18 protein-coding genes and 1 riboswitch are annotated in these 23,690 nt (G+C 50.9%); of the genes, 5 read left to right on the forward strand and 13 right to left on the reverse strand.

The window, feature by feature from the left end:
• Positions 1 to 12: 12 nt before the first annotated feature.
• Both thiC and ACOTSW_RS05595 read right to left on the reverse strand, forming a co-directional pair.
• Positions 13 to 1,926 carry a phosphomethylpyrimidine synthase ThiC gene (thiC, locus tag ACOTSW_RS05590; protein WP_423681512.1) on the reverse strand — a complete coding sequence of 638 codons (1,914 nt, stop codon included), beginning with the start codon at positions 1,924 to 1,926 and terminating at the stop codon, positions 13 to 15.
• 75 nt (positions 1,927 to 2,001) lie between these two features.
• A riboswitch (TPP riboswitch) is annotated at positions 2,002 to 2,105 on the reverse strand.
• Between the two features lie 148 nt (positions 2,106 to 2,253).
• On the reverse strand, positions 2,254 to 4,359 hold the full coding sequence (locus tag ACOTSW_RS05595; protein WP_423681513.1) for a tetratricopeptide repeat-containing diguanylate cyclase: 2,106 nt from the start codon (positions 4,357 to 4,359) through the stop codon (positions 2,254 to 2,256).
• 237 nt (positions 4,360 to 4,596) lie between these two features.
• Between ACOTSW_RS05595 and ACOTSW_RS05600 the strand changes: the two genes are divergently transcribed.
• Both ACOTSW_RS05600 and ACOTSW_RS05605 read left to right on the forward strand, forming a co-directional pair.
• Positions 4,597 to 7,422, forward strand: a complete 2,826-nt coding sequence (locus ACOTSW_RS05600) for a valine--tRNA ligase (RefSeq protein ID WP_423681514.1) — start codon at positions 4,597 to 4,599, stop codon at positions 7,420 to 7,422.
• Between the two features lie 188 nt (positions 7,423 to 7,610).
• Positions 7,611 to 8,054, forward strand: a complete 444-nt coding sequence (locus tag ACOTSW_RS05605; RefSeq protein WP_423681515.1) for a DUF2147 domain-containing protein — start codon at positions 7,611 to 7,613, stop codon at positions 8,052 to 8,054.
• Between the two features lie 15 nt (positions 8,055 to 8,069).
• Here ACOTSW_RS05605 and ACOTSW_RS05610 read toward each other — a convergent pair whose 3' ends face one another.
• A complete protein-coding gene (locus ACOTSW_RS05610; protein WP_423681517.1) occupies positions 8,070 to 8,339 on the reverse strand; it encodes a hypothetical protein in 270 nt (89 codons plus the stop codon).
• A gap of 48 nt (positions 8,340 to 8,387) precedes the next feature.
• Between ACOTSW_RS05610 and ACOTSW_RS05615 the strand changes: the two genes are divergently transcribed.
• From ACOTSW_RS05615 to ACOTSW_RS05625, 3 genes are all read left to right on the forward strand, one after another.
• Positions 8,388 to 9,992: a methyl-accepting chemotaxis protein gene (locus ACOTSW_RS05615; RefSeq protein ID WP_423681519.1), complete on the forward strand. Its 1,605-nt coding sequence runs from the start codon at positions 8,388 to 8,390 to the stop codon at positions 9,990 to 9,992.
• 125 nt (positions 9,993 to 10,117) lie between these two features.
• Positions 10,118 to 10,360 carry a YdcH family protein gene (locus ACOTSW_RS05620; RefSeq protein WP_186897111.1) on the forward strand — a complete coding sequence of 81 codons (243 nt, stop codon included), beginning with the start codon at positions 10,118 to 10,120 and terminating at the stop codon, positions 10,358 to 10,360.
• A gap of 296 nt (positions 10,361 to 10,656) precedes the next feature.
• The gene (locus ACOTSW_RS05625; RefSeq protein ID WP_423681520.1) at positions 10,657 to 12,330 is read left to right on the forward strand and encodes a methyl-accepting chemotaxis protein; all 1,674 of its coding nucleotides are present in this window, start codon (positions 10,657 to 10,659) and stop codon (positions 12,328 to 12,330) included.
• A 102-nt stretch (positions 12,331 to 12,432) separates the two neighbouring features.
• Here the strand turns inward: ACOTSW_RS05625 and ACOTSW_RS05630 are convergent, their stop codons facing one another.
• The 10 genes from ACOTSW_RS05630 to ACOTSW_RS05675 all read right to left on the reverse strand — a co-directional run bounded on the left by ACOTSW_RS05630 (position 12,433) and on the right by ACOTSW_RS05675 (position 23,634).
• Positions 12,433 to 13,251 (reverse strand): DUF3025 domain-containing protein, encoded by an 819-nt coding sequence (locus ACOTSW_RS05630; RefSeq protein WP_423681521.1) that lies wholly within the window; start codon positions 13,249 to 13,251, stop codon positions 12,433 to 12,435.
• Positions 13,252 to 13,256: 5 nt separating this feature from the next.
• Positions 13,257 to 14,309, reverse strand: a complete 1,053-nt coding sequence (gene pyrC, locus ACOTSW_RS05635) for a dihydroorotase (protein WP_423681523.1) — start codon at positions 14,307 to 14,309, stop codon at positions 13,257 to 13,259.
• Between the two features lie 239 nt (positions 14,310 to 14,548).
• A complete protein-coding gene (locus ACOTSW_RS05640; RefSeq protein WP_423681524.1) occupies positions 14,549 to 15,277 on the reverse strand; it encodes an amino acid ABC transporter ATP-binding protein in 729 nt (242 codons plus the stop codon).
• 99 nt (positions 15,278 to 15,376) lie between these two features.
• On the reverse strand, positions 15,377 to 16,069 hold the full coding sequence (locus ACOTSW_RS05645) for an amino acid ABC transporter permease (protein ID WP_423681526.1): 693 nt from the start codon (positions 16,067 to 16,069) through the stop codon (positions 15,377 to 15,379).
• A gap of 2 nt (positions 16,070 to 16,071) precedes the next feature.
• A complete protein-coding gene (locus ACOTSW_RS05650) occupies positions 16,072 to 16,824 on the reverse strand; it encodes an amino acid ABC transporter permease (protein ID WP_423681527.1) in 753 nt (250 codons plus the stop codon).
• A 201-nt stretch (positions 16,825 to 17,025) separates the two neighbouring features.
• On the reverse strand, positions 17,026 to 17,973 hold the full coding sequence (locus ACOTSW_RS05655) for an amino acid ABC transporter substrate-binding protein (RefSeq protein ID WP_423681528.1): 948 nt from the start codon (positions 17,971 to 17,973) through the stop codon (positions 17,026 to 17,028).
• Positions 17,974 to 18,143: 170 nt separating this feature from the next.
• A complete protein-coding gene (locus tag ACOTSW_RS05660) occupies positions 18,144 to 19,043 on the reverse strand; it encodes an amino acid ABC transporter substrate-binding protein (protein WP_423681529.1) in 900 nt (299 codons plus the stop codon).
• A 265-nt stretch (positions 19,044 to 19,308) separates the two neighbouring features.
• A complete protein-coding gene (locus ACOTSW_RS05665; protein ID WP_423681530.1) occupies positions 19,309 to 20,595 on the reverse strand; it encodes a Glu/Leu/Phe/Val family dehydrogenase in 1,287 nt (428 codons plus the stop codon).
• A gap of 201 nt (positions 20,596 to 20,796) precedes the next feature.
• On the reverse strand, positions 20,797 to 21,750 hold the full coding sequence (locus ACOTSW_RS05670; protein ID WP_423681531.1) for a LysR family transcriptional regulator: 954 nt from the start codon (positions 21,748 to 21,750) through the stop codon (positions 20,797 to 20,799).
• Positions 21,751 to 23,634, reverse strand: a complete 1,884-nt coding sequence (locus ACOTSW_RS05675; protein WP_423681532.1) for an ABCB family ABC transporter ATP-binding protein/permease — start codon at positions 23,632 to 23,634, stop codon at positions 21,751 to 21,753.
• Between the last annotated feature and the right edge of the window lie 56 nt (positions 23,635 to 23,690).

A 23,690-nucleotide genomic window follows, 5' to 3' on the forward strand; every position in this document is an offset into this window, starting at 1 on the left:
CATCGTCACCGCTTACTGTTTTTTATAAATTTCAGCGCCGGATTGGATGAATTCCACCGCCTTGACTGCCATGCCTTTTTTCAGCGCATCGATTTCGCTGATACCCTGATTCGCGGCGTAATCACGGACTTCCTGCGTGATTTTCATCGAACAGAAATGCGGCCCGCACATCGAGCAGAAATGCGCGACTTTGGCAGAATCCTTAGGCAGGGTTTCATCGTGAAATTCGCGCGCTTTGTCAGGGTCAAGACCGATGTTGAACTGATCTTCCCAGCGGAATTCAAAACGTGCTTTCGACAAGGCGTTATCGCGGATTTGTGCACCAGGATGGCCTTTCGCCAGATCGGCTGCATGGGCAGCAATTTTGTAGGTGATGATGCCGTCTTTGACGTCGACTTTATTCGGCAAACCCAGATGTTCTTTCGGTGTGACGTAGCACAGCATCGCGGTGCCATACCAGCCGATTTGCGCCGCCCCTATGCCGGAAGTGATGTGGTCGTAACCGGGGGCGATATCGGTCGTCAATGGTCCCAGTGTGTAGAACGGCGCTTCGTAGCATTGCTCTAATTGCAGATCCATATTTTCTTTGATCAGATGCATAGGCACATGACCCGGCCCTTCTATCATGACCTGTACATCATGTTTCCAGGCGATTTGCGTCAGTTCACCCAGCGTTTTTAATTCACCGAGTTGCGCTTCATCATTTGCATCGTAAATCGACCCCGGACGCAAACCGTCACCTAAAGAGAAGGAAACGTCGTAGGCCTTCATGATCTCGCAGATGTCCTCAAAATGCTCGTACAGAAAGCTTTCTTTATGATGCGCCAGACACCATTTCGCCATGATAGAACCACCACGTGAAACGATGCCGGTCATGCGCTTCGCCGTCAGCGGCACATATTGCAAACGCACTCCTGCGTGGATCGTGAAGTAATCGACGCCCTGCTCGGCTTGCTCAATCAGCGTGTCACGGAAAATCTCCCAGGTCAGGTCTTCCGCTTTGCCATTCACTTTTTCCAACGCCTGATAAATAGGCACGGTACCGATAGGGACTGGCGAATTACGGATAATCCATTCGCGGGTTTCGTGTATGTGTTTGCCTGTTGACAGATCCATCACGTTGTCGCCGCCCCAGCGTATCGCCCAGGTCATTTTTTCGACTTCTTCACCTATCGATGAAGTCACTGCAGAGTTACCGATATTCGCGTTAATTTTCACCAGAAAATTACGACCGATGATCATCGGTTCAACTTCCGGATGATTGATATTCGCAGGAATAATCGCACGACCGCGTGCGACTTCTGAACGCACGAATTCCGGCGTGATCTCGTCCGGAATCGATGCGCCGAAAGACTGCCCCGGATGCTGGCGTCCCATCAACTCTGCGAGTTTATTTCCCATCGGGCCGGATACTTTTAATTGCTCGAGATATGCTTTGCGTTGCAGGTTTTCGCGAATCGCGATGTATTCCATTTCCGGCGTGATGATGCCTTGCCGTGCATAGTGCATCTGCGTCACGTTTTTACCTGCCAGCGCGCGACGTGGTTTGCGTTTCAGATTGAAACGCAGTTCCGCCAGTTTGGGATCATTCAGCCGCGCGATGCCATATTCAGACGTCGGGCCTGCCAGTTCTTCCGTATCGTTTCGCTCTGCAATCCAGCGACCGCGCACCGATGGCAGACCGGAACGGATATCGATGTTGACGTCAGGATCGGTGTACGGGCCCGATGTATCGTAGACATAAATCGGCGGATTTTTTTCAGAACCGAACATCGCTGGCGTATCAGACTGGCTGATTTCGCGCATGGGCACGCGGATATCCGGGCGGCTGCCCTGTACATAGATTTTGCAGGAATTCGGCAGCGGCTGTATCGCGGCCTCATCGACTGTCGCGGTGACGGACAGAAATTGTGGGTTGGCATTCATTTTGGCTCCTTTGCGTGTTGGCAGGAGCCAGCAAAGGAGTTTGTAAAGAGGTGGCAGTCGTCGCGAAACGACGTTGGCGTTCTTTAGCAGCTTCCCTTCGCTGGCATTATCCAGATCAGGTTCGAGGGTATTTCTCACCCGTCATCGCACAAGTGCGGACAGGACCCCTAGCATTTTTTCCGGGCAAAAACGGTGCTGCTGTTTTTTACGGAAGACCGCCATTATAGCGGCTTCATTAAGGTTGGTAACGGTTTAATAGTGGATAAATAGAGGCTGAGCAGCAGTGTTCTTTTTTGGGCTGACTCACGATGATCAGATACACCCGTATCACTGCATGCCTGTATGCGACTCTGCTGCTTTACTGACGGATAAATCGAGTTTGGGCGGACCAGAAACTTCGATCAGCTCCACCATACCGTTCGCAACTGCAGTCGAGAGATCGGTTTCCAGAACAGGCAACGCGCGATCAGACGGCACCAGCAAGTGCGAAATACCGTAAGCACGGTTACGGCCATTTGCCTTTCCAAGATACAGCGCCATATCGGCAATCTGCAGCACTTTTTCCCAGCCGAAAACCGACTCCGGTACATCAGAAAATGGCAGAGAAATAAAGCCCGCAGTCACCGTCACTTGTATTTCCTTGTCACCTGCCATGACGGGTTCTGTTCCCACGGCTTGCAGCAAGCGCTCGACCAGACCCGCACTCTGGAACGGCGACGATTTCGGCGAGAACACCAGAAATTCCTCTCCGCCCCAGCGCAGCACCATATCACTATCACGTACCGCTTTGCGCAGGCGATGTGCAACTTCCATCAGTACGGCATCACCGATGGCATGACCCAGTCCATCGTTAATCTGCTTGAAATGGTCGATATCCAGCAGGATCAGGCAATCAGGATTATTTTCCTGCGCGTCACGCCGCTCTGCTTCGGCCTGAGCAATCCTTGTCTTCATCATGTCGAGGAAAGAGCGCCGGTTGTACAGACCGGTGAGAGGATCACGCACCGCATGAAATTCCAGCTGCGAATTTGCTTCACGCAGTTGCAGATTAATCCGCTTGACGCGGCGATACAGCAGGAAAAGAAACGCCCCCACCAGCACCGTGAGAATCGCTGCCAGTATCGTAATGATCTGCTGCTGACGATGATTACGGATATCCGCGTCCTTCAGGTCATTTTCTTTTGCCAGCAATTCAATCTGTTTTTGTCTTTGTTGTGCGTGGAACTGTTCCTGCAAAGCGGCGACAGCCTTGGCTCTGTCTGAGCGGAATAATTCATTGCTGAGTTTTTGCTGATGGCGTACGGTCTGCAGGGCTTCTTTAAACATACCGGCACGCTCGTACATTGCTGCCTGCTCGCCAAGCACGGCTTCAGCATCCGGCTTCTGGTCAGCGTCAAGAAAGTACTGCACCACTTCATTAATCAGTTCAACACCCTGAGAAATCTTACCCTGCCCCGCCAGCGCAAACCCTATATTCACGCGGGCAACAGCAATCGATTGTTTATCCTTCAGCACTTCCGCCTGTTTCAATGCCTGCCTTGCGTAATTTTCCGCCTGCTTGTACTGATTCATGATCAGATAATGGTCACTGATGTTGATCAGGCTAGTCACCGCCATAGAGGCTAATCCGGCTTCGGTCGCAAGTTTCAGAGCGCGCTTATACGCCTCGCCGGCTTCCTCGTTTCTATGCAGCGCCGATAAGGCAATGCCCTGACTGATATTCAGCGATGCCGCTGTCTTCGGGGAATGCGACAAAGGCGACAAAGAAAAAGCTTCATCGATCGTTGCCAGCGCCTTTTCAGGATCTTTCATATTGGTGTACAGCTTGGCGATGGCGTCCAACTTGTACATGCGGTTTTCGACTTTGCGCGTTGTCAGCTCATCGGTCAGTCGCAGTGCTTCGAGATAATGCTGCAATGAAGCGGCAAAATTACCTGTGATGTAATACGCAGAACCAAATGCGCTCTGCAAACGCATGCGGACTTCCGCGCTGGCAGAAGTATGTAAACCAGCACTGATCTGCGACAAATTTTTCAGCGCGTCATCAGGTTTACCGTCATCAATCAGAGCATAGCTTTCCATGATGCGGGCAATCGCTGCACCGTCCTGATCGTGTTCAGATTCCGCCAGAGTTTTTAATTCAGCAATACTATTGAGCGCAGACTGTATGCGCCCTGCATCGTAATACAGGCTGACCATCACCTTGAGCGCCTCCAGACGCACCTTAGGCGTCGACTTGGAAAGCTGTTTCTGCTTCAGGTATTCCAGCTGCTTTAAAGCTTCTGTATTGTCGGTATCGGATAATTTCCGGATCCTGCTGATATGTTCAAGATCGGCTTTTTCGTCCGCTCTCGCAGGAGATCCCGATAGCGAAAGAGCTAACGCACCACAGACACACAGAGATATAAAAGTCCACGTTCTGAGGTTCGCCATCGGTATTTATAAGCAAGGAAAAGTAGAGACAAGAAGATCTATCCTAACACTATATATCGCCCGGAAATACCATTTTCGGTACAAATGTGGTGCGTCCGGAAAAACCGGTAGCAAAACTTCTACAACAATTGACAGGACTATACGGTAAAAAGCCGGACAGAATTAAGTATTAGCACGATGACAGGCACCACTGTCATTTATAATCAAAGGTTTAGCACACTCAACTTTCAGACAATCATGGAATTAGCGAAGTCTTTCGAACCGGCAGAAATCGAACAACAATGGCGCTCCGAGTGGGAGAAACGCGGTTATTTCGCGGCCAGCATGGACGATGGCAAACCCTCATTTTCTATCCAGCTGCCACCGCCGAACGTGACCGGCACGCTGCACATGGGCCACGCATTTAACCAGACCATCATGGATGGTCTGACGCGTTACTATCGTATGCGTGGTTACAATACGGCATGGATCCCCGGCACCGATCACGCCGGTATCGCGACACAAATCGTGGTGGAGCGTCAGCTCGACGCGCAAAAAATTTCACGCCATGATCTTGGCCGTGAAAAATTCCTCGAAAAAGTCTGGGAATGGAAAGAAAAATCCGGCTCCACGATCACTGGCCAGATGCGTCGCATGGGCGCGTCCGCTGATTGGGATCGTGAATATTTCACGATGGATGCCGAGCGCTCGAAATCCGTCACTGAAGTCTTTGTGCGCCTGGTCGAGCAAGGTCTGATCTATCGCGGCAAACGCCTGGTCAACTGGGACCCGGTGCTGGGCACAGCGGTCTCTGATCTGGAAGTGGTATCGGAAGAGGAAGACGGCTCGATGTGGCATATCCGTTATCCGTTTGCGGATGGCTCCGGTCATCTGACAGTGGCGACGACACGTCCGGAAACCTTGTTAGGTGACGTAGCCGTGGCCGTGGATCCAACTGACGAACGTTATATCCATCTGGTCGGCAAGATGTTGAAACTGCCGCTGACCGACCGTGAAATTCCGGTGATTGCCGACAGCTATGTTGATAAAGAATTCGGTACCGGGTGTGTGAAGATCACGCCTGCGCACGACTTCAACGATTACGCCGTTGGTCTGCGCCACAATCTCGACAAAATCAGCATCCTGACACTGGATGCAAAGATCAATGAAAACGCACCGGCGGCTTATCAGGGCATGGATCGCTTCGTCGCTCGTAAGCAAATCGTCGCCGACCTCGATGCACAAGGCTTACTCGAATCCGTTAAACCGCACAAACTGATGGTGCCACGCGGTGACCGTACGAATGTGGTGATTGAACCTATGCTGACCGATCAGTGGTTCATGGCGATGAGCAAACCTGCACCGGAAGGCACGCACTTCCCGGGCAAATCGATCGCTGAAGTCGCGCTTGAAAAAGTCGCTTCCGGCGAAATCAAATTCGTGCCGGAAAACTGGACCAATACCTACAACCAATGGCTGAATAACATTCAGGACTGGTGTATTTCACGCCAGTTGTGGTGGGGTCATCAGATTCCGGCATGGTATGGCGACAACGGCGAAATTTTCGTGGCACGTAATGAGACCGATGCTAAAGCCAAAGCTGCTGCTGCAGGTTACAGCGGTACACTGAAACGCGATGATGACGTGCTCGATACCTGGTTCTCTTCTGCACTGGTCCCGTTCTCAACCATGGGCTGGCCGGAAGAAACACCGGATATCAAACACTTCCTGCCGTCATCCGTACTGGTCACCGGTTTCGACATCATTTTCTTCTGGGTGGCACGCATGGTCATGATGACCACGCATTTCACCGGCAAAGTACCGTTTAACACCGTGTATGTGCATGGTCTGGTGCGCGATTCCAGCGGTCAGAAAATGTCCAAATCAAAAGGCAACACCCTTGATCCGATTGATCTGATCGATGGCATCAAAGTCGATGATCTGGTCGCCAAACGCACGGCTGGCCTGATGAATCCGAAACAGGCAACGGCGATTGAAAAAGCGACCCGCAAAGAATTCGCCGATGGCATTCCGGCGTATGGGACAGATGCATTGCGCTTCACAATGGCGAGCTATGCTTCGCTCGGTCGCAATATCAACTTCGATCTGGGACGCTGCGAAGGTTACCGCAATTTCTGCAACAAGCTGTGGAATGCAACCCGCTTCGTGCTGATGAATACGGAAGGTAAAGATTGCGGTTTCGGCGCAGACGTGACCGATGCGGATCTCGATTATTCACAAGCTGATAAATGGATCATTTCGACGCTGCAACGCGCAGAAGCAGAAATCGAAAAAGGTTTTGCCGACTACCGTTTCGATAATATCGCTTCCGCAATTTATAAATTCGTCTGGGATGAATACTGTGACTGGTATCTGGAAGTTTCCAAAGTCCAGGTGCAACAAGGTACAGAAGCACAACAGCGCGCCACCCGCCATACACTGCTGCGCGTACTCGAAGTCACGCTGCGTCTGGCGCACCCTGTTATTCCTTTCGTGACCGAAGCGCTGTGGCAAACCGTGGCACCGCTGGCTGGTAAGACTTTAAATCCAGCAGGCGACTCCATCATGGTGCAGCCATATCCGCTTGCCGTGGCAGCGAATATCGATGAGACAGCCGAAGCCTGGATGCATGCGCTGAAAGCCATGACCGACGCTTGCCGCAATCTGCGCGGTGAAATGCAATTATCACCAGCATTGCGTGTACCTCTGCTGTTACAAGCAGCCAATGCAGAAGACAAGGCGCGTCTGCAATCCTTTGCACCGTATCTGCAGGCATTAGCCAAACTGTCTGAAGTGCAGGTGCTGGATGCTTTGCCGGAATCACCGGCACCGGTTTCCATCGTTGGAGAATCAAAACTGATGCTGAAAGTGGAGATCGATGTTGCGGCTGAACGCGAACGTCTGAGCAAAGAAATCACGCGTCTGGAAACAGAAATCGGCAAGGCAGAAGCCAAGCTCGGCAATGAAAGTTTTGTCGCGCGTGCGCCGGCTGCTGTGGTCGCCCAGGAGAAAGAAAGAATGGCGAATTTTTCTGCCACACTGGCCAAACTGCGCGAGCAATTCGGGAAATTACCTGCAGCCTGAGACGACGTATTTTGCGACTGAGCTGGTCTGCTGAATTAAAGTAGTTGCTCTAAAAATATTGTACGTGGCACAAGTATCGCCACGTACAATCAACGCTTAGGAAAGCGATCGTTAAACGTATGACGGCGTATGACAGCTGATCACAGCGGATAACATTCGCAATAATAATAAATTTATTTGGTGAGACTATGAAAAAAACAGCACTCCTGGCGACATTTCTTTCCCTCTTATTTTCCTCTTTTGCGCATGCAGAAGAAGCTGCTGTCGGCCTCTGGAAGAATATCGATGATAAAACCGGAAAACCGAAAGCACTGATCCGTATCACTGAAACCGGCGGCGAGTTACAAGGGAAAATCGAAAAATTATTTCTCGAAGCCGATGCAGATAAAAACCCTAAGTGTGACAAGTGCGAAGGCACCAATAAAGATCAGCCGATTATCGGTATGACGATTCTGTTTGGTCTGAAGAAAGACGGTAACGAATATAGCGGTGGCAAAATTCTTGATCCTGCCAACGGTAAGTTATACAGCAGCAAGCTGACTCTGGCGGATGATAAGAAAAAACTGAATGTCCGTGGTTATATCGGCACACCATTCCTTGGTCGCACACAGGTCTGGGTAAGGGAACAATAAGTCTCGCGCTGATCGCTATCGATTAAAAAAAGGAAGCCTTGTGCTTCCTTTTTTATTTTTCCCGAACAAGACCGCTGCGGTCAGGCAGATTTCAGCACAGCAGAAAACAGCCTGCTGGCTCAATCCTGCGGAGCACATCATAACTAATAAGCCGGACTGGTAAAAATAAGAACCTTCCTTGCGCAAAGAATCTCTGCCTTCAACAGCGGTATTTTTGAGAAAATAATTCCACAGGTAAATTTTTGCACTAAGATGAAACACCCTGCCCGGTACGGTCAGCAGCATCCGTAACGGATATTCTGGCAGATACTATTTATAGAAAAGAAACTGACCATGAACTACCTGACCGAACTCAAGATTCGTACCCGTCTGATGCTGGGCTTTGGCATTGTGTTGCTGTTTGCAACGGTCTTGCTGATACTCGGCTTATATAAAATGAGCCAGTTACAGGGTTCCACCGATTATATTTTCCAGACCAAAGTGGCGAGTCTGAATGCCGCTACCGAAATGCGCGAGCAAGGCCGTGCCTTAGCGCTGGTACTCAGAAAAATGAGTTCGCCGCGCGACCTGGCAGAGGCCGCGGCAGAATCGAAGCGGCTCGCCAACACACTTGAAATTTACGACAAATCTGAGACGCTGGCGAAAAAACTCATTGACGATGCGGCAGGTCAGAAAACACTGAAGCAAGCGCTGGATCAGAAAACAGCCATTCTGGCGATCTCAAAAAAAATCAATGATTTTGTCGTTGAGGGAAATTACTTCGATGCTTCTGCCCTGCTGCAAACGGATTTCGTTGTACCCCATGAAAAATGGATGAACGAATTATCTGAACTGGCCAAGCAGCAGCATGAAGCGATGCAGATGACTTACGATGCTTCCAGCAGCAATTACAAAAAATCGCTGACCAGTATGCTGATCATCGGTTTGCTGACGCTGGCACTGGGCGGCGTCGCGGCATGGCTGATAGCCCGCAGCATTATCGGCCCAATCCGGAATGCAGCAGCATTTGCCGACCGTATCGCCAACAGCGATCTTAGTTCCAGTATGAAAGCCGAAGGACAGGATGAACTCGGCGATCTGCTGCGCTCGCTGCTGCAGATGCAAAACAACCTGCTGACAACGGTGACCCAGATCAAACAGGGAACCGAAACCATTACTGTCGCCTCGCAGGAAATTGCCCGCGGTAATGCGGATCTGTCAGGCCGTACAGAATCACAGGCAGGCTCGCTGGAAGAAACCGCCAGTTCCATGGAAGAACTGACCAGCACCGTCAAGCAAAATGCAGATAATGCGCGCCAGGCGAATCAGCTGGTCGTATCTGCTACGCAGGTCGCTGTGCGGGGTGGCGATGTGGTGAAAGAAGTGGTGACGACGATGGGGTCAATCAAAGACAGCTCTAAAAAGATTGTTGATATCATCAGCGTCATTGATGGCATTGCTTTCCAGACCAATATTCTGGCACTGAATGCTGCTGTGGAAGCCGCGCGCGCCGGGGAACAAGGCCGCGGCTTTGCCGTGGTTGCATCTGAAGTACGCAATCTGGCGCAACGCAGCGCCACCGCCGCCAAAGAAATCAAACAACTGATTGATGATTCTGTCAGCAAGGTCGATCAGGGCGGCGTGCTGGTCGACAATGCCGGCAAAACCATGGATGAAATCGTCAAGAGTGTGCAGCACGTGGCAGATATTATGAGTGAAATCACAGCGGCCAGTTCGGAACAGAGTTCCGGTATCGAGCAGGTGAACCTGGCGATTACCCAGATGGATGAAATGACGCAGCAAAATGCGGCACTGGTGGAACAAGCTGCCGCCGCTGCGGAAAGCATGGAGGAACAGGCAATGGCGCTGACGCAGGCAGTCAGTATTTTCAAGCTGCCAGGCACACACCGAGCCGGAACAATGCTCGCTGCCGGCCAGCCTGCATTGCATCTGAACTGAGTAACGCCTGAGCGCATTTGCACGCCCCGCATACTGTGAGAGAATTGATCTATATCACGATGTAAAAAGAGGAACCTGATACCATAAAGCTTGTCTGGCATTTTATTATTTTAACTGGAGCACTTATGCAAGTAGAACATCATCCTTTAGCAATGGAATTTCCTGAATTTAAAGACAAAATTCACAGCTTGAAATTGCAGAACGCGCACTTTGCAAAATTATTCGGTGAATATGATGAAACAGACAAAGCGATCAATCGTGCCGAAAATGACGTTGATCACGTGACAGATGAAGCTCTGGAAAATCTGAAAAAAATCCGTATCAGCCTGAAAGATCAGTTATTCCATTTGCTGCAGACAGCGTCCTGATCAGGATGCCTGTGCCTCCGGATAGTTGCTACTAGCCGGAGCTGGCATTCAACAGTACGTGGGATAAGACTACTTATCTGTCATAAGCGGTCCTTACACACGTTACCTGTTGAATGCTGTTCATATCTGCGACGGCCGGATATGACAATTCACGTTACACAAGTACAAACAGTATTGTTTAACGTTACCCGTTGCCGTAGCTTTTTGCGGGATATTTTTTCTTCGCCCGGACAACGCTCTGATTTTTAATTCTCTCCATTTGTTTTCACAATGGCTGTATCTGCACGTCTATTACTATGAATCTCAATAACTTAAAAATCAGCACACGGCTTGGTCTTTGCTTTTTCATGATTCTGTTGCTCGCATTTATTGCGACCGGGTTTGCGCAATGGAGACTGGCACTGACCGCCTCAGAAACCAAGCTAATGATGGAACAGCCCCTGGCAAAAGAACGCATGATTTCAGACTGGTATCGCTATATTCAGGTTGGCGTCCGCCGTACTGCGGCGATCGCCAAAAGCAGTGACCCCTCGCTTGCCGGTTTCTTTTCTGAAGATGCGTCTGTCACAATGAAGGGCGCGACTGAAATGCGGGACAAGATCGAGCCACTTTTGGTCACAGATGAAGAGAAGCGTTTGTTCACCGGAATTACAGAACAAAGGAAAATTTATACCGCTGCACGGGAAGATATTTTGCGTGCAAAAAATAGCGGTCAGGCAGATGAGGCAAACCGGATTATCGAACAGGTGTTTATGCCAGCAGCCAAGAAATATCAGGAGCTGGTGCAGCAATTGCTGGAAGCACAACGCGGACATCTGAATCAACTTGCCAACGCGGTTCAGAATAATTATCAGAGCGCAAAAAATGCGATTCTGGCGCTGTCGCTGGCAGCATTGATCTGCGGTGTGATCTGCGCCTGGCTACTGTCCCGCAGTATCACGCGTGAGCTGGGCGGTGAGCCTTCTTATGCGGCAGATATTGCACGCCACATCGCCGCCGGTAATCTGGCCACCGATATCAAGATTGAATCCAGCGATCACAGCAGCTTGCTGTATGCGATGAAAAATATGCGCGACAGTCTGGCGGAGATTGTCAGTCAGGTCAGAGCCGGTACCGAAACCATCGCCTCGGCATCAAACCAGATCGCCGCCGGTAACATGGATTTATCTGCACGCACCGAAGCAGAAGCCAGCGCACTGGAAGAGACTGCCGCCTCTATGGAAGAATTAAACGCCACGGTACGTCAGAATGCAGACAATGCGCGGCAGGCAAATCAGTTCGCAGCTTCCGCATCAGAAGTCGCGGCAAAAGGTGGCGCTGTCGTCAGCGAAGTGGTCAGCACTATGCATGGCATTAACAGTTCAGCGTCAAAGATTACCGAAATTATCGGCGTGATTGATGGCATCGCATTTCAGACCAATATCCTTGCATTGAATGCGGCAGTCGAGGCCGCACGCGCCGGTGAACAGGGACGTGGCTTTGCCGTGGTGGCGACCGAAGTGCGCAATCTGGCGCAGCGCAGCGCGGCAGCCGCAAAGGAAATCAAAGTTCTGATCGGTGACTCGCTGGATCAGGTGCAGACGGGCAGTAAGCTGGTCGAACAGGCCGGTGCAACCATGCGCGATATTGTCGACAGCGTCGGGCAAGTTGCAGCGATTATGCAAGACATTACCAACGCCAGCCAGGAACAAAGCCTCGGTATCGCGCAGGTGAATCAGGCGATCACGCAAATGGACGATACGACGCAGCAGAATTCTGCACTGGTGGAGGAAGCCGCCACCGCCTCAGTATCGTTGCAGGATCAGGCACAGAATCTGGCGCAAATGGTCAGTGTGTTTAAGCTCGCTGATCAGAGAACTCAGACGCACGTACGGCCTGTGTCAGTGAGATCGCAGAAAATCGCAGTATCTGGCGAGATGAGCACAGTGCTGCAAAAACAGAAGCAACAGCGCATCAGTGCAGCCTACTGAAACGGTGATGTCATCTCCGGCCTTTAACGCTCTGTCGCGTTGAACGTGCCGGGCAAAACAATGCAGCTTATGTGCTTATGTAGCGGATACAGCGGACATAATTTATGCAGCCTGTTCCGCTTTGTTTTGCCGCGCCGGGCGAAATACCTGAGTGTCCTGATAAAACGCCAGATCCTGTGCATGCCACCATCCGGGAATCCCCAGCACCGGCAACGGTGTATAACCCGCTGTCGTTAGGGGCTGCGCTTGCAGTTGTGCCGTGACCAGTTGATCAATCAGTGCATAACGCTCTGGCGTACTCAGAGAAAAATAATCCGCATCCACGCGCACCAGCCAGCTGTGCGCCGTAATCGCCTTATACGGTTGCACCAGCTTTTCCATCAGGGCGTGACCAAAACTCAGCACTTCAGCTTGCACACCAAACTGTGCCCGGCAGTCGATAAATGCCGTGCTCCATTGATGCTGACGCAAGGCCGCCACCAGCGCATCGCCATCAGCGGAATTTTCCACCACCAGTAAGGCAGCATTCTCGTCAAAAATGGTTGCCGCATCACGCGCCGGGCCACGTGATTTTCCTATCCCTAGTTCAGCAATCTGTGCCGCCTGCAAGGCATTGAGCTGACGTTTAATCCGGGGAAACGTCAGCCAGACCAGCGCATTAAAAAAATCATGCAGGTTTTCGCGGGTCGGCACATTTCCTGTCGCGCTGATATGCGCTTCGTACGCCACGCCTTCCGGTAAATCTTCCTGCGGAATGAATTGCGTCGGCAGCGAACGGTGATTCTGCAGGTGCATTTTCTGCGCCATGCGGTTCAGTGCGGGACGCCACTCAGGCGCGGCAACTAACTGCATTGCCGCCGGACGTACCGTTGCAAACCAGGCTTGCGACCAGTCGATCTGATCAAAAAAACGCGGTGGCATGCGACTTAATCCGCCTGCATTTTCCAATGGATGGTTTCACCGCTGTTCAGGGGCACGATGGTGGTGCCGGCAAATGGTAATTCTGCGGGTAAAGTCCAGTCTTCGCGCTGGAGTGTGATCGTGCCGCTGTTACGTGGCAGACGATAAAAATCCGGACCATTGAAACTCGCAAAAGCTTCCAGCTTATCTAAAGCGCCAGCCTGATCAAACGCCTCAGTGTACAACTCCATCGCATGCAGCGCGGTGTAGCAACCGGCGCAGCCACACGCGTGTTCTTTCAGCCCTTTAGGATGCGGCGCCGAATCGGTACCGAGGAAGAAACGGGGACTGCCGGATGTCGCCGCTTTCAGCAGCGCCTGGCGGTGCGTTTCGCGTTTCAATACAGGCAGACAATAGTAATGCGGACGAATACCGCCTTTGAAAATCTCATTCCGGTTATACAGCAGATGATGCGCGGTAATCGTCGCGGCAACCGGGCCGGCAGCCTCGGCCACATACGCTGCGGCTTCGCTGGTGGTGATATGTTCAAACACTACGCGCAGTTCCGGCATGTCTTTGCGCAGCGGCTGCATGACGCGCTCGATAAAGACGGCTTCGCGGTCAAACAGATCAATCGCGGCATCCGTCACTTCACCATGCACCAGAAACGGCAGCCCGACTTCCTGCATGACTTCCAGCGTCTTGTAGCATTTTTTCAGGTCAGTTACGCCGGCATCGGAATTCGTGGTGGCACCGGCAGGATACAGTTTGACTGCATGTACAAAGCCGCTGTCTTTGGCACGGCGAATTTCGTCCGGCGGTGTATTGTCTGTCAGGTACAAGGTCATCAGCGGCTCAAACTGCATGCCGGCTGGTAAGGCGGTGAGGATGCGCTGACGATAAGCGGCCGCCTGCTCCGTTGTCGTGACCGGTGGTTTCAGATTCGGCATCACAATCGCGCGCGCGAATTGTGCTGCGGTATGCGGCAATACGCTGGCTAAGGCATCGCCATCGCGCAGATGCAAGTGCCAGTCATCGGGACGGGTAATCGTCAGTGTCTGAAGTGGGGAAGTCGTCATGGTGGCTTTCAGTAGCAAAATTCCAGATAGCCGCCATTCTACCTTTCCGGACCGTACGCAGAAAGCATAAAAATATACTCCCCCCAGTATTTATAAACACCCTTTGTTTTTGCTGACATCAGGGCGTTTTTTATAAAAACAGGGGGGAGTATATGAAAAACGCATTCCTTTGAGGGAATGCGTTTTTTGTTCAGACCGCGATCAATACACGACAGCGCAGCGCTGCGCCGACGATGTGATCAGTGCGTGATGATCTTCGCAAGGAAATCGCGGGCACGGTCAGAGCGCGCATTAGTGAAGAATTCGTCTTTCTTACAATCCTCCACAATCACACCTTTATCCATGAAGACGATACGATTCGCGACTTTTTTCGCAAAACCCATTTCATGCGTCACGACCATCATCGTCATGCCTTCTTGCGCCAGACCAACCATGACGTCGAGCACTTCGTTAATCATTTCAGGATCGAGCGCCGATGTCGGTTCATCGAATAACATCGCAATCGGGTCCATCGACAAAGCGCGTGCAATCGCTACGCGCTGCTGCTGACCACCGGACAACTGACCGGGGAATTTATCTTTCTGTGCCAGCAGGCCGACACGGTCGAGATATTTCAGGCCACGTTCAGTTGCTTCCTCTTCCGAGCGCCCCAGCACTTTCATCTGACCGAGTGTCAGATTCTGGCGTATCGACAAATGCGGAAACAACTCAAAGTTCTGAAATACCATACCGATACGGGCGCGCAATTTGGATAAATCTGTTTTCGGATCGCCGACAGAAATACCTTCCACCGTGATCTCACCTTTCTGGAATGGTTCGAGACCATTGACGGTTTTTATCAGTGTCGATTTGCCTGAGCCGGACGGGCCGCAAACCACCACCACTTCGCCTTTGGCAACCTCGGTTGTGCAATCGGTCAGGACCTGAAACTGTCCATACCACTTACTGACGTTATTTAATTTGATCATTTTTATCTCCAATATCTCAACAAGAGAAGTAACGGAAAATGTACTGGCGACAGAACCTGGCAGCGCGTTATTTTTCCGGCGTTTCTCAGGGAATAATCCTCAGCGAATAATCGCTACTTTCTGCTGCAGTTTTTTCACCAGGCTGGACAAGCCAAAGCACATAATGAAATACACGACAGCGACAAATGAATACATTTCCACCAGACGGCCATCGCGTTGTGCGACTTTGGATGCCGCACCGACAAAGTCAGTGATCGACAATACATACACCAGCGAAACGTCCTGGAACAGCACGATGGTTTGCGTCAGCAATACCGGGATCATGTTACGGAAAGCCTGTGGCAACACGATGTGTCCCATGGTCTGCCAGTAATTCATGCCCAGTGCATAACCGGCCCAGATCTGGCCGCGCGGAATCGACTGAATGCCGGAGCGCATGATTTCGCAATAATACGCGGCCTCAAACATCACAAACGTGATCAGACTCGACGAAAACGCCCCCACCTGTATCGGCTCGGTTGCACCGGTCAGCCAGGCACCGATGTACGGTACCAGAAAGTAAAACCAGAAAATCACCATCACCAGCGGAATCGACCGCATGATGTTGACATAGGTTGTCGCCACCAGTGAAATCAGTTTGTTGCTGGACAGGCGCATCATTGCCAGTATGGTACCGAGTACCGTACCGCCTATCATCGCCATGAAGGTCAGCTTGAGCGTGAATGTCATGCCGGTCGTGAAAAGATAAACCCACGAACGCTGGATGACATCAAAATCGAAATTAGAAAACATGATTAATGCCCTCCTGTCTTGGCAGAACCCGAAGTGATGAAGCCGGGCACTGCGAGCAGTTTTTCCAGCACGTTGGCCAGTACCAGCGCAATCACGGATACGATCAGATAAATCAGAGTAGCGGCAGTAAATGCCTCAAATACCTGGAATGAAAATTCCTGCATGGAGCGGGCACTGGCTGTCAGTTCCATCAGGCCAATCGTCAGCGCAACCGAGCTGTTTTTGATAATCGCCGCCAGTTCATTCGTCAGTGAAGGAATGATGATGCGGAACGCCATCGGCAACAGCACGTAACGGTAAGTTTGCGGCAAGGTCAGCCCTAAAGCCGTGCCCGCCATACGCTGACCGCGTGGTAACGCGTTAATACCGGCAGACACCTGTACCGCAACACGTGCCGAAGTAAAGAAACCTAAGCTCAGCACGGCAGTGATAAACGGCGCATTCGGCATGGATTTGAGCCAGTTGCCCATCTCTGTCGGCACCAGTTCCGGCATCACGAAATACCAGAGAAACATTTGCACCAGCAACGGTATGTTACGGAACAATTCTACGTAGCCATTCGCGAGCTTTGCTGCCCATTTATTCGGTGCGGTGCGTATCGTACCTATGATCGCCCCCAGAATCAGGGCGATAATCCACGCCAGTCCTGCTGTGGCTAAGGTCCACAACACGCCGGAAAGCAAAGAATCAAGATAGGTGCCGCTGCCGTCAGGCGCAGCCTCCCAAAAAATATTCCAGTTCCAGTTGTAATTCATCTTACTCCCCTAAAACAAACACCCATCATCTTATTGTCCGGACACAGTATTCCTCTGTCGTGACATCTTTTGTATCCAGGTGCAGAACACCGGATAGCTGCAACGCTGGAAATGCACGGCCAGCTCGCCGGCCATCCAAAAATAAAACGGGAGGCGAGTAACACCCCCCGTCAAGATGACTTCGATCTCAACTACTAAAAATTATTTTTTCTTCTTCAATACTGCTTTTTGTGCTTCCGGTACTGCAGCGTAAGCAGAAGGCTCACCGGAATCAGTTGGTTTTGCCATCACTGCTTTAAGTTGCTCAGAAACAGGCCAGTTCAGAGAAATACCTTTTGGCGGAATCGGTTGCATAAACCATTTGTGGTAGATGCGGTTGATATCACCCGAAGTCAGGACATTGCCGATCGCTGTATCAACCACTTTCTTGAAGGCAGGATCATCTTTACGCAACATGATGCCGTATGGTTCTACGGACAGCGCTTCTTTGCTGATCTCATATTCGCCAGGATTCTTGGAATTAGCCGCCAGCGATGCCATCAGAATATCGTCCATGACGAAAGCAACGGCACGTCCGGTTTCCACCATCAGGAACGCTTCAGCGTGATCTTTGGCCGGCAAAATATTCATGCCCAGATTCTGATCAGCATTGAGTGTGGTCAGCTGTTTCAGATTGGCTGTACCGGATGTCGATACCACTGCTTTACCTTTCAGGTCAGCCAGCGTTTTGATATTGGAGGATTTTTTTGCTAGGATACGGTTTGCTGTAACGAATGTCGTCGGTGCAAATGCCACCTGTTTTTGACGTTCCACGTTATTCGTTGTCGAGCCGCACTCAAGATCGATCGTGCCATTCGCCATCAGCGGAATACGGGTTGCGGATGTGACAGGATTGAGTTTGACATTGAGACTGCTCAAACCGAGTTGCTTTTGCACTGCGCTGACGATCTTCATGCACAAATCAATCGAATAACCCTGATATGATTGCTTATCGTCCAGATACGAAAACGGGATAGAAGAATCACGCACACCCAAAGTGATGGTGCCGGTATCTTTAATTTTTTTCAGTGTACCGGTTTCCTGTGCTTGTGCTGCACCAGCAATCGCACCTGCGCTGAGCATCAGCGCCAGAATTTTAATCAATTTCATACTATCTCCCAAAGTTAAACCAAAAGATCATCCAGCTAACGCAAAGTTTATCAAAACCACTTCACCGCAGATTCTTATTTTCGGCGATTTTAATAAGTAAAAACACGTATCTCATCGAAAAAAGTGACTAATCCTGTCACAAAAGGACGAAGTTCTGTCCTTTTTGATAATTAATAATCACCCACTTTATCGTTAGGAAAACGGATTGTGTCCCGCAACAAAACACCCATAGGCATATTCAGGTTAGCACCTTTAGGCGGGATTGGCTTCTTAAACCATTTTTCATACAGCTTAGTCAACTCGCCATCGTTCATCATCCTTGCCATCTCACGGTCCAGCAATTCTTTGAACGCAGTATCGTCTTTACGCAACATGATCGCATAAGGCTCTGTCGATAAGGAGTCGCCGACGACAGCAAATTTTTCCGGATTCTTGCTGTTGGCGCGGAATCCATACAGCAATACGTCATCCATAGGAAACGCATCGGCCTGGAATGTTTCAACCATGCTGAACGACTCCGCGTGATCATTGCCTTCCAGTAAACGCAGATTCAGGCTACGCGCCTTATCCCTGTCATGTAACAATTTCACAGTGGTCGTGCCTTTGGTCGTGACGACTTTTTTATCTTTCAGATCTACCCAGTTTTTAATGCCGGCGTCAGCACGCACCAGCATACGGGTGGCGGCAAAAAAATGCGGAATCGTGAAGCTGACTTGCTTGCGACGCTCTGCATTGTTCGTTGTGGAGCCACATTCCATATCTGCTTTACCTTCAACAATGGCAGGAATACGGGTACTGGGAGTCACCAGCAAATAGTGCACCTTCAGATTCGGCGCTTTCAGTTCTTTCTTGATGGCCTCGACAAATTTGTGGCAGATGTCAACGGCATAGCCGGTCGGTACCTTGGCATCCGTCATGTAAGAGAACGGCAAAGATGCCTCGCGATGCGCAATTGTGACTGTCTGGGTTTCTTTGATATGGCTGAGCGTATCTGCCATCACTGAGGGGGAAAAGCTAAGAGCGAGAATACATAGTGACCAGAATTTCATCCGGCAGGTAACGGCTTTCATACAAACTCCTTTTAATCATGCTCAGGATAGTAATGAAAAATCTTTCCTTGTTTCAACCAAATATCTCTCTGTTTACAAAATTTAATTCGGTTCCGGCTGCTATTTTGCAGAAAATTTCAAAAATAATTACAAAAAAGCACAATACCCACGGTTTTGTATTCCGGCAGAGAATACAGAACCGTGGGTATTACGCTCTCAAAAAACACCGCCTGACGGCGATTGCAGACGATGCAGCGTCTGCCGCATCGTCTTATCAACGCAAAGATTACGGATACAGACCGCGTACTTCACGTGCCTGCAATACACGGGAACAACCAATAATGAAGGCTGCCGTACGCAAAGACACTTTTTTATCTTCGGTCACCTGCCATACTGAATTGAATGCATCACGCATGATGCGGGTCAGACGCTGATTAATTTCGTCTTCGGTCCAGAAATAGCTGGAGAAATCCTGTACCCATTCAAAGTACGACACAGTCACACCACCTGCATTGGCGATCACGTCAGGCACTACCAGCACGCCTTTGTCGCGCAAAATATCATCGGCTTCAGGTGTCGTCGGGCCGTTCGCGCCTTCCAGGATGATGGAAGCACGGATCTGGTTCGCATTTTTTGCTGTGATCTGCTGTTCCAGCGCGGCCGGAATCATGATGTCGCAATTGACTGCCCAGAATTCTTCATTCGGCAGCACTGCTTCAATTTCTTTGAAACCGGCGACACTGCCTTTTTCAGCAACGTGTGCCAGAAGTTTGTTCACGTCCAGACCGTTAGAATGGAAAATCGTGCCGCCATGATCCTGCACTGCGACGATTTTTGCACCGGCTTCCGCAAACAGACGTGCAGCAATACCGCCTACATTACCGAAACCCTGTACTGCAATTTTTGCGCCGACGACATTCAGGCCACGTTTCGCTGCGGCTTCACTACCGACCACAAACACGCCACGTCCGGTCGCCTCGCGGCGACCCAGACTGCCGCCGAGAGAAATCGGCTTACCTGTCACAACGCCAGTCGCAGTGCGGCCTTCGTTCATCGAATAGGTATCCATCATCCACGCCATCGTCTGTTCGTTGGTGTTGACGTCGGGCGCCGGAATATCTTTGTCCGGGCCAATGATGATACCGATTTCAGAGGTATAACGACGTGTCATCCGCATCAGTTCGCCGCGGGATAAAGTTTTAGGATCAACGCGGATACCGCCTTTTGCGCCACCGTAAGGCACGTTCACCGCGGAGTTTTTAATTGTCATCCAGGCCGACAAGGCCATCACTTCAGACAAGGTCACATCCTGGTGGAAACGCACGCCACCCTTTCCCGGGCCGCGCGAGGTGTTGTGCTGTACACGATAGCCTTCAAAATGAGAAATGCTGCCATCATCACGTTCAATAGGTACATCAACAATCAGGATACGTTTCGGACGTTTCAGCGTTTCCACCCAACGCGACAGATGGCCGAGGTAAGGGGTAACACGATCGATTTGCTCAAGGTAAACGGACCAAGGACCTGTCTCTGTCGGGGTAAGATAGGACGGGATCTGGTGTTGGCTGGACATGGTATGACCTCCTGATATGTTGAGATAGTTTTATCTGTCTTTTCCGGAATACTGTTTGCAGTTTCATCCGGAAGATGATGCATGGTAGTCTTCCCGCGTGAAATTCAGCCAATGCTTTGTTTGCATCAATCTATGCAAGAAACGCATAACTTTAATATAGGCGCTTTCAGCATCAATCCGGCGCGCTGCCAGCAACCGTAATCAGGAGGATTTCTTCTGTTTCGTAGCGGTTTTTTTCTGCAACTCTTCGAGATATTCCCATAAGCGCGACACGATCATTTTTCCCGGACGCTGCGCCGAAGGTCGTTCACGATACAAACGAATTTCCATGTTAACTTCCCACGCACCGCTGCCGCCATCTGCGCGTGCCAGCAACTTTTGCTTCACTTCACGCGTCACCGCAGACTCCGGCAAAAAGGCGATGCCGCGCCCTTCCAGCGCCATCATTTTCAAGCCCTCGGCCATATCTGTTTCATAGCGTTTCTCCAGATGCAAAGGCATACGGCCATCATTCAGAATCAGATCCACCATACGTCCCAGATAAGCATTGTTTGCATAAGCTAAAAATGGCAAAGGTGCTTTATCCGTACCGGGAAATTCAAACGCAGGCACGCCTTGCTTATTGCAGCGGGTGTAGGCACGCAAAGCCTCGGTGCCCATGCTGATCATGTCGTACTGGCTTGCGTCCAGCAGCAAAGGTTGACGCGGGTGGTGATAACACAGCAGCAGGTCACAACCGCCTTCGACTAGCGTCATGACGGCGTCATGCACATTCAGCGCCAGCAGACGGCTGTTGATTTCCCCAAATGCAGATTCAAGGCCGGTCAACCAGCGCGGCACGTAGGTCAGTGACAAGGTGTGTGGTACTGCAAAATCGACGGTGGTTTGTGTACTCGGGCGTTTTCCGCGCAACAAAGCACGGGCGTTATTGATCTGCCCCAGCATCGCCAGCGCCTGCTCATAAAACACTTCACCGGCGTGTGTTAAGCGTGTCGGATAAGAAGTGCGGTCGATCAGATCGCTGCCCAGCCATGCTTCCAGCGATTGTATGCGCCGCGAAAAAGCCGGTTGCGTGACATGTCTTAATTCTGCCGAACGGCTGAAACTATTGGTCTCTGCAAGCGAGACAAAATCTTCTAACCACTTGGTTTCCATTTACGCCCCCGCTGCCGACAAAGACTGCGCTGATAGTGTGCTGCCGTCTTCGTCACTGACCTCATTACCGCTGCTTTGCTGGCGCTCCCACATCTGTGCGTACGCTCCTTGCAGTGCCAGCAAATCCTGATGTGTACCGCGCTCGATAATCCGGCCTGTATCCATGACCAGAATCTGTCCGGCATCAACGATGGTCGATAAGCGGTGCGCGATCACAAGACTGGTGCGGCTGCGCGCGATTTCTTTCAATTGCGCCTGTATCATCTGCTCGGAACGGGAATCCAGCGCCGACGTGGCTTCATCGAAAATCAGTATCGACGGATTTTTTAATAAGGTGCGGGCGATCGCCACACGCTGTTTTTCACCACCGGATAATTTCAGCCCGCGCTCGCCCACCATGGTGTTGTAACCATCGGGTAATGTCTCGATAAATTCATGAATATAAGCAGCTCTGGCAACGGCAATGATTTCATCTTTTGTCGCACCCGGTTTGCCGTACGCGATGTTGTATTCAATCGTATCGTTAAACAGCACAGTATCTTGCGGCACGATGCCTATCGCGGCACGCACAGAAGCCTGAGTCAGATCGCGCAGATCCTGACCGGCAATGCTGATGCTGCCACTCTGAATATCGTAAAAACGAAACAGCAAACGTGACAAGGTTGATTTACCGGAACCGCTGTGACCAACCACCGCCGTGGTCGTTCCGGCGGGGATAGTGAAATCGACATCAAACAGAATCTGACGATTGCTTTCGTAGCTGAAATCAACATGTGCAAAGCGTATCTCTGCACCATTCTGCGCGGTGATCAGCAGCGGCTTTGCCTCAGCAGAATCAGCAATATCCTGGTTCTGATCGAGCAGTGAAAACAGTTTCTCAATATCGGCCAGGCTTTGCTTAATCTCACGGTAAAGCACACCCAGAAAATTCAGCGGCATATACAGCTGCAGCATGAAAGAATTGACCAGCACCAGATCGCCGAGACTCATCGTGCCATCGATCACACCCTGCGTCGCACGCCATAAAATCAGTGTGATGGCGCTTGCAATAATCAGTGATTGTCCGGTGTTCAACAGCGATAAACTGCTTTGCGATTTGACCGCGGCCGTCTCAAAATTTTTCAGTCCCTGATCGTAACGCTGCGCTTCGTATTCTTCATTGCCGAAGTACTTGACCGTTTCATAATTCAGTAAAGAATCAATCGCCTTGGTGTGTGCTTTCGAGTCCAGCTCATTCATCGTGCGGCGGAAATGGGTGCGCCATTCGGTCACGGTGATCGTGAAAATAATATACGTCACCAGTGCGCCGAAAGTAATCACGCTGAACCAGATGTCGTAATGCGTACTCAGATAAACCAATACCAGCGAAATTTCCAGCAAGGTTGGCACAATGCTGAATAGAGCATACGACACCAGCGATGAAACGGCACGGGTACCGCGTTCGATATCGCGGGTGACACCGCCGGTCTGGCGATTCAGATGAAAACGCAAAGACAAGGCGTGCAAATGCCGGAACACCCGCAACGCTATCGTGCGTACCGCTCTCTGCGTTACTTTGGCAAAAATGAATTCACGCAGTTCGGTGAACAAAGTCGTCGATAAGCGCAACGCGCCATAGCCGATCAGCAGACTCACCGGCAATACCATCAATGCCGCCGGATGGCTTGCCGTTACGGTCAGGCTATCGACCAGTTTTTTCAGTACCACAGGAACGCCGACATTCGCCAGCTTGGCGCCGACCAGAAATGTCAACGCCAGTAATACCCGCCATTTGTAAGCCCATAAGTAGGGCAACAAGGTTTTAATGGTCGAGAAATCGCCGCGTGGCTGGTCAGCCGGTGGTAGGTGGGAAGCACTGTTACCTGTATTTTCTCTGCGACGCATCGTAAGAGTCTTTTCCTGAAAAGGTTTATCATGTCGGTGATGCCTGCAAATTGCGC

The organism is Undibacterium sp. WLHG33 (assembly GCF_049544815.1).
Classification (GTDB): domain Bacteria; phylum Pseudomonadota; class Gammaproteobacteria; order Burkholderiales; family Burkholderiaceae_D; genus Undibacterium.

What these genes read in the sequence shown, in the direction of transcription:
- ACOTSW_RS05675 (WP_423681532.1), bottom strand. Translation starts at nt 23,634, where the DNA reads ATGCGTCGCAGAGAAAATACAGGTAACAGTGCTTCCCACCTACCACCG.
- ACOTSW_RS05620 (WP_186897111.1), top strand. Translation starts at nt 10,118, where the DNA reads ATGCAAGTAGAACATCATCCTTTAGCAATGGAATTTCCTGAATTTAAA.
- ACOTSW_RS05660 (WP_423681529.1), bottom strand. Translation starts at nt 19,043, where the DNA reads ATGAAAGCCGTTACCTGCCGGATGAAATTCTGGTCACTATGTATTCTC.
- ACOTSW_RS05665 (WP_423681530.1), bottom strand. Translation starts at nt 20,595, where the DNA reads ATGTCCAGCCAACACCAGATCCCGTCCTATCTTACCCCGACAGAGACA.
- ACOTSW_RS05595 (WP_423681513.1), bottom strand. Translation starts at nt 4,359, where the DNA reads ATGGCGAACCTCAGAACGTGGACTTTTATATCTCTGTGTGTCTGTGGT.
- ACOTSW_RS05625 (WP_423681520.1), top strand. Translation starts at nt 10,657, where the DNA reads ATGAATCTCAATAACTTAAAAATCAGCACACGGCTTGGTCTTTGCTTT.
- ACOTSW_RS05600 (WP_423681514.1), top strand. Translation starts at nt 4,597, where the DNA reads ATGGAATTAGCGAAGTCTTTCGAACCGGCAGAAATCGAACAACAATGG.
- ACOTSW_RS05645 (WP_423681526.1), bottom strand. Translation starts at nt 16,069, where the DNA reads ATGTTTTCTAATTTCGATTTTGATGTCATCCAGCGTTCGTGGGTTTAT.
- ACOTSW_RS05630 (WP_423681521.1), bottom strand. Translation starts at nt 13,251, where the DNA reads ATGCCACCGCGTTTTTTTGATCAGATCGACTGGTCGCAAGCCTGGTTT.
- ACOTSW_RS05640 (WP_423681524.1), bottom strand. Translation starts at nt 15,277, where the DNA reads ATGATCAAATTAAATAACGTCAGTAAGTGGTATGGACAGTTTCAGGTC.
- ACOTSW_RS05605 (WP_423681515.1), top strand. Translation starts at nt 7,611, where the DNA reads ATGAAAAAAACAGCACTCCTGGCGACATTTCTTTCCCTCTTATTTTCC.
- ACOTSW_RS05615 (WP_423681519.1), top strand. Translation starts at nt 8,388, where the DNA reads ATGAACTACCTGACCGAACTCAAGATTCGTACCCGTCTGATGCTGGGC.
- ACOTSW_RS05610 (WP_423681517.1), bottom strand. Translation starts at nt 8,339, where the DNA reads ATGCTGCTGACCGTACCGGGCAGGGTGTTTCATCTTAGTGCAAAAATT.
- ACOTSW_RS05655 (WP_423681528.1), bottom strand. Translation starts at nt 17,973, where the DNA reads ATGAAATTGATTAAAATTCTGGCGCTGATGCTCAGCGCAGGTGCGATT.
- thiC (WP_423681512.1), bottom strand. Translation starts at nt 1,926, where the DNA reads ATGAATGCCAACCCACAATTTCTGTCCGTCACCGCGACAGTCGATGAG.
- pyrC (WP_423681523.1), bottom strand. Translation starts at nt 14,309, where the DNA reads ATGACGACTTCCCCACTTCAGACACTGACGATTACCCGTCCCGATGAC.
- ACOTSW_RS05650 (WP_423681527.1), bottom strand. Translation starts at nt 16,824, where the DNA reads ATGAATTACAACTGGAACTGGAATATTTTTTGGGAGGCTGCGCCTGAC.
- ACOTSW_RS05670 (WP_423681531.1), bottom strand. Translation starts at nt 21,750, where the DNA reads ATGGAAACCAAGTGGTTAGAAGATTTTGTCTCGCTTGCAGAGACCAAT.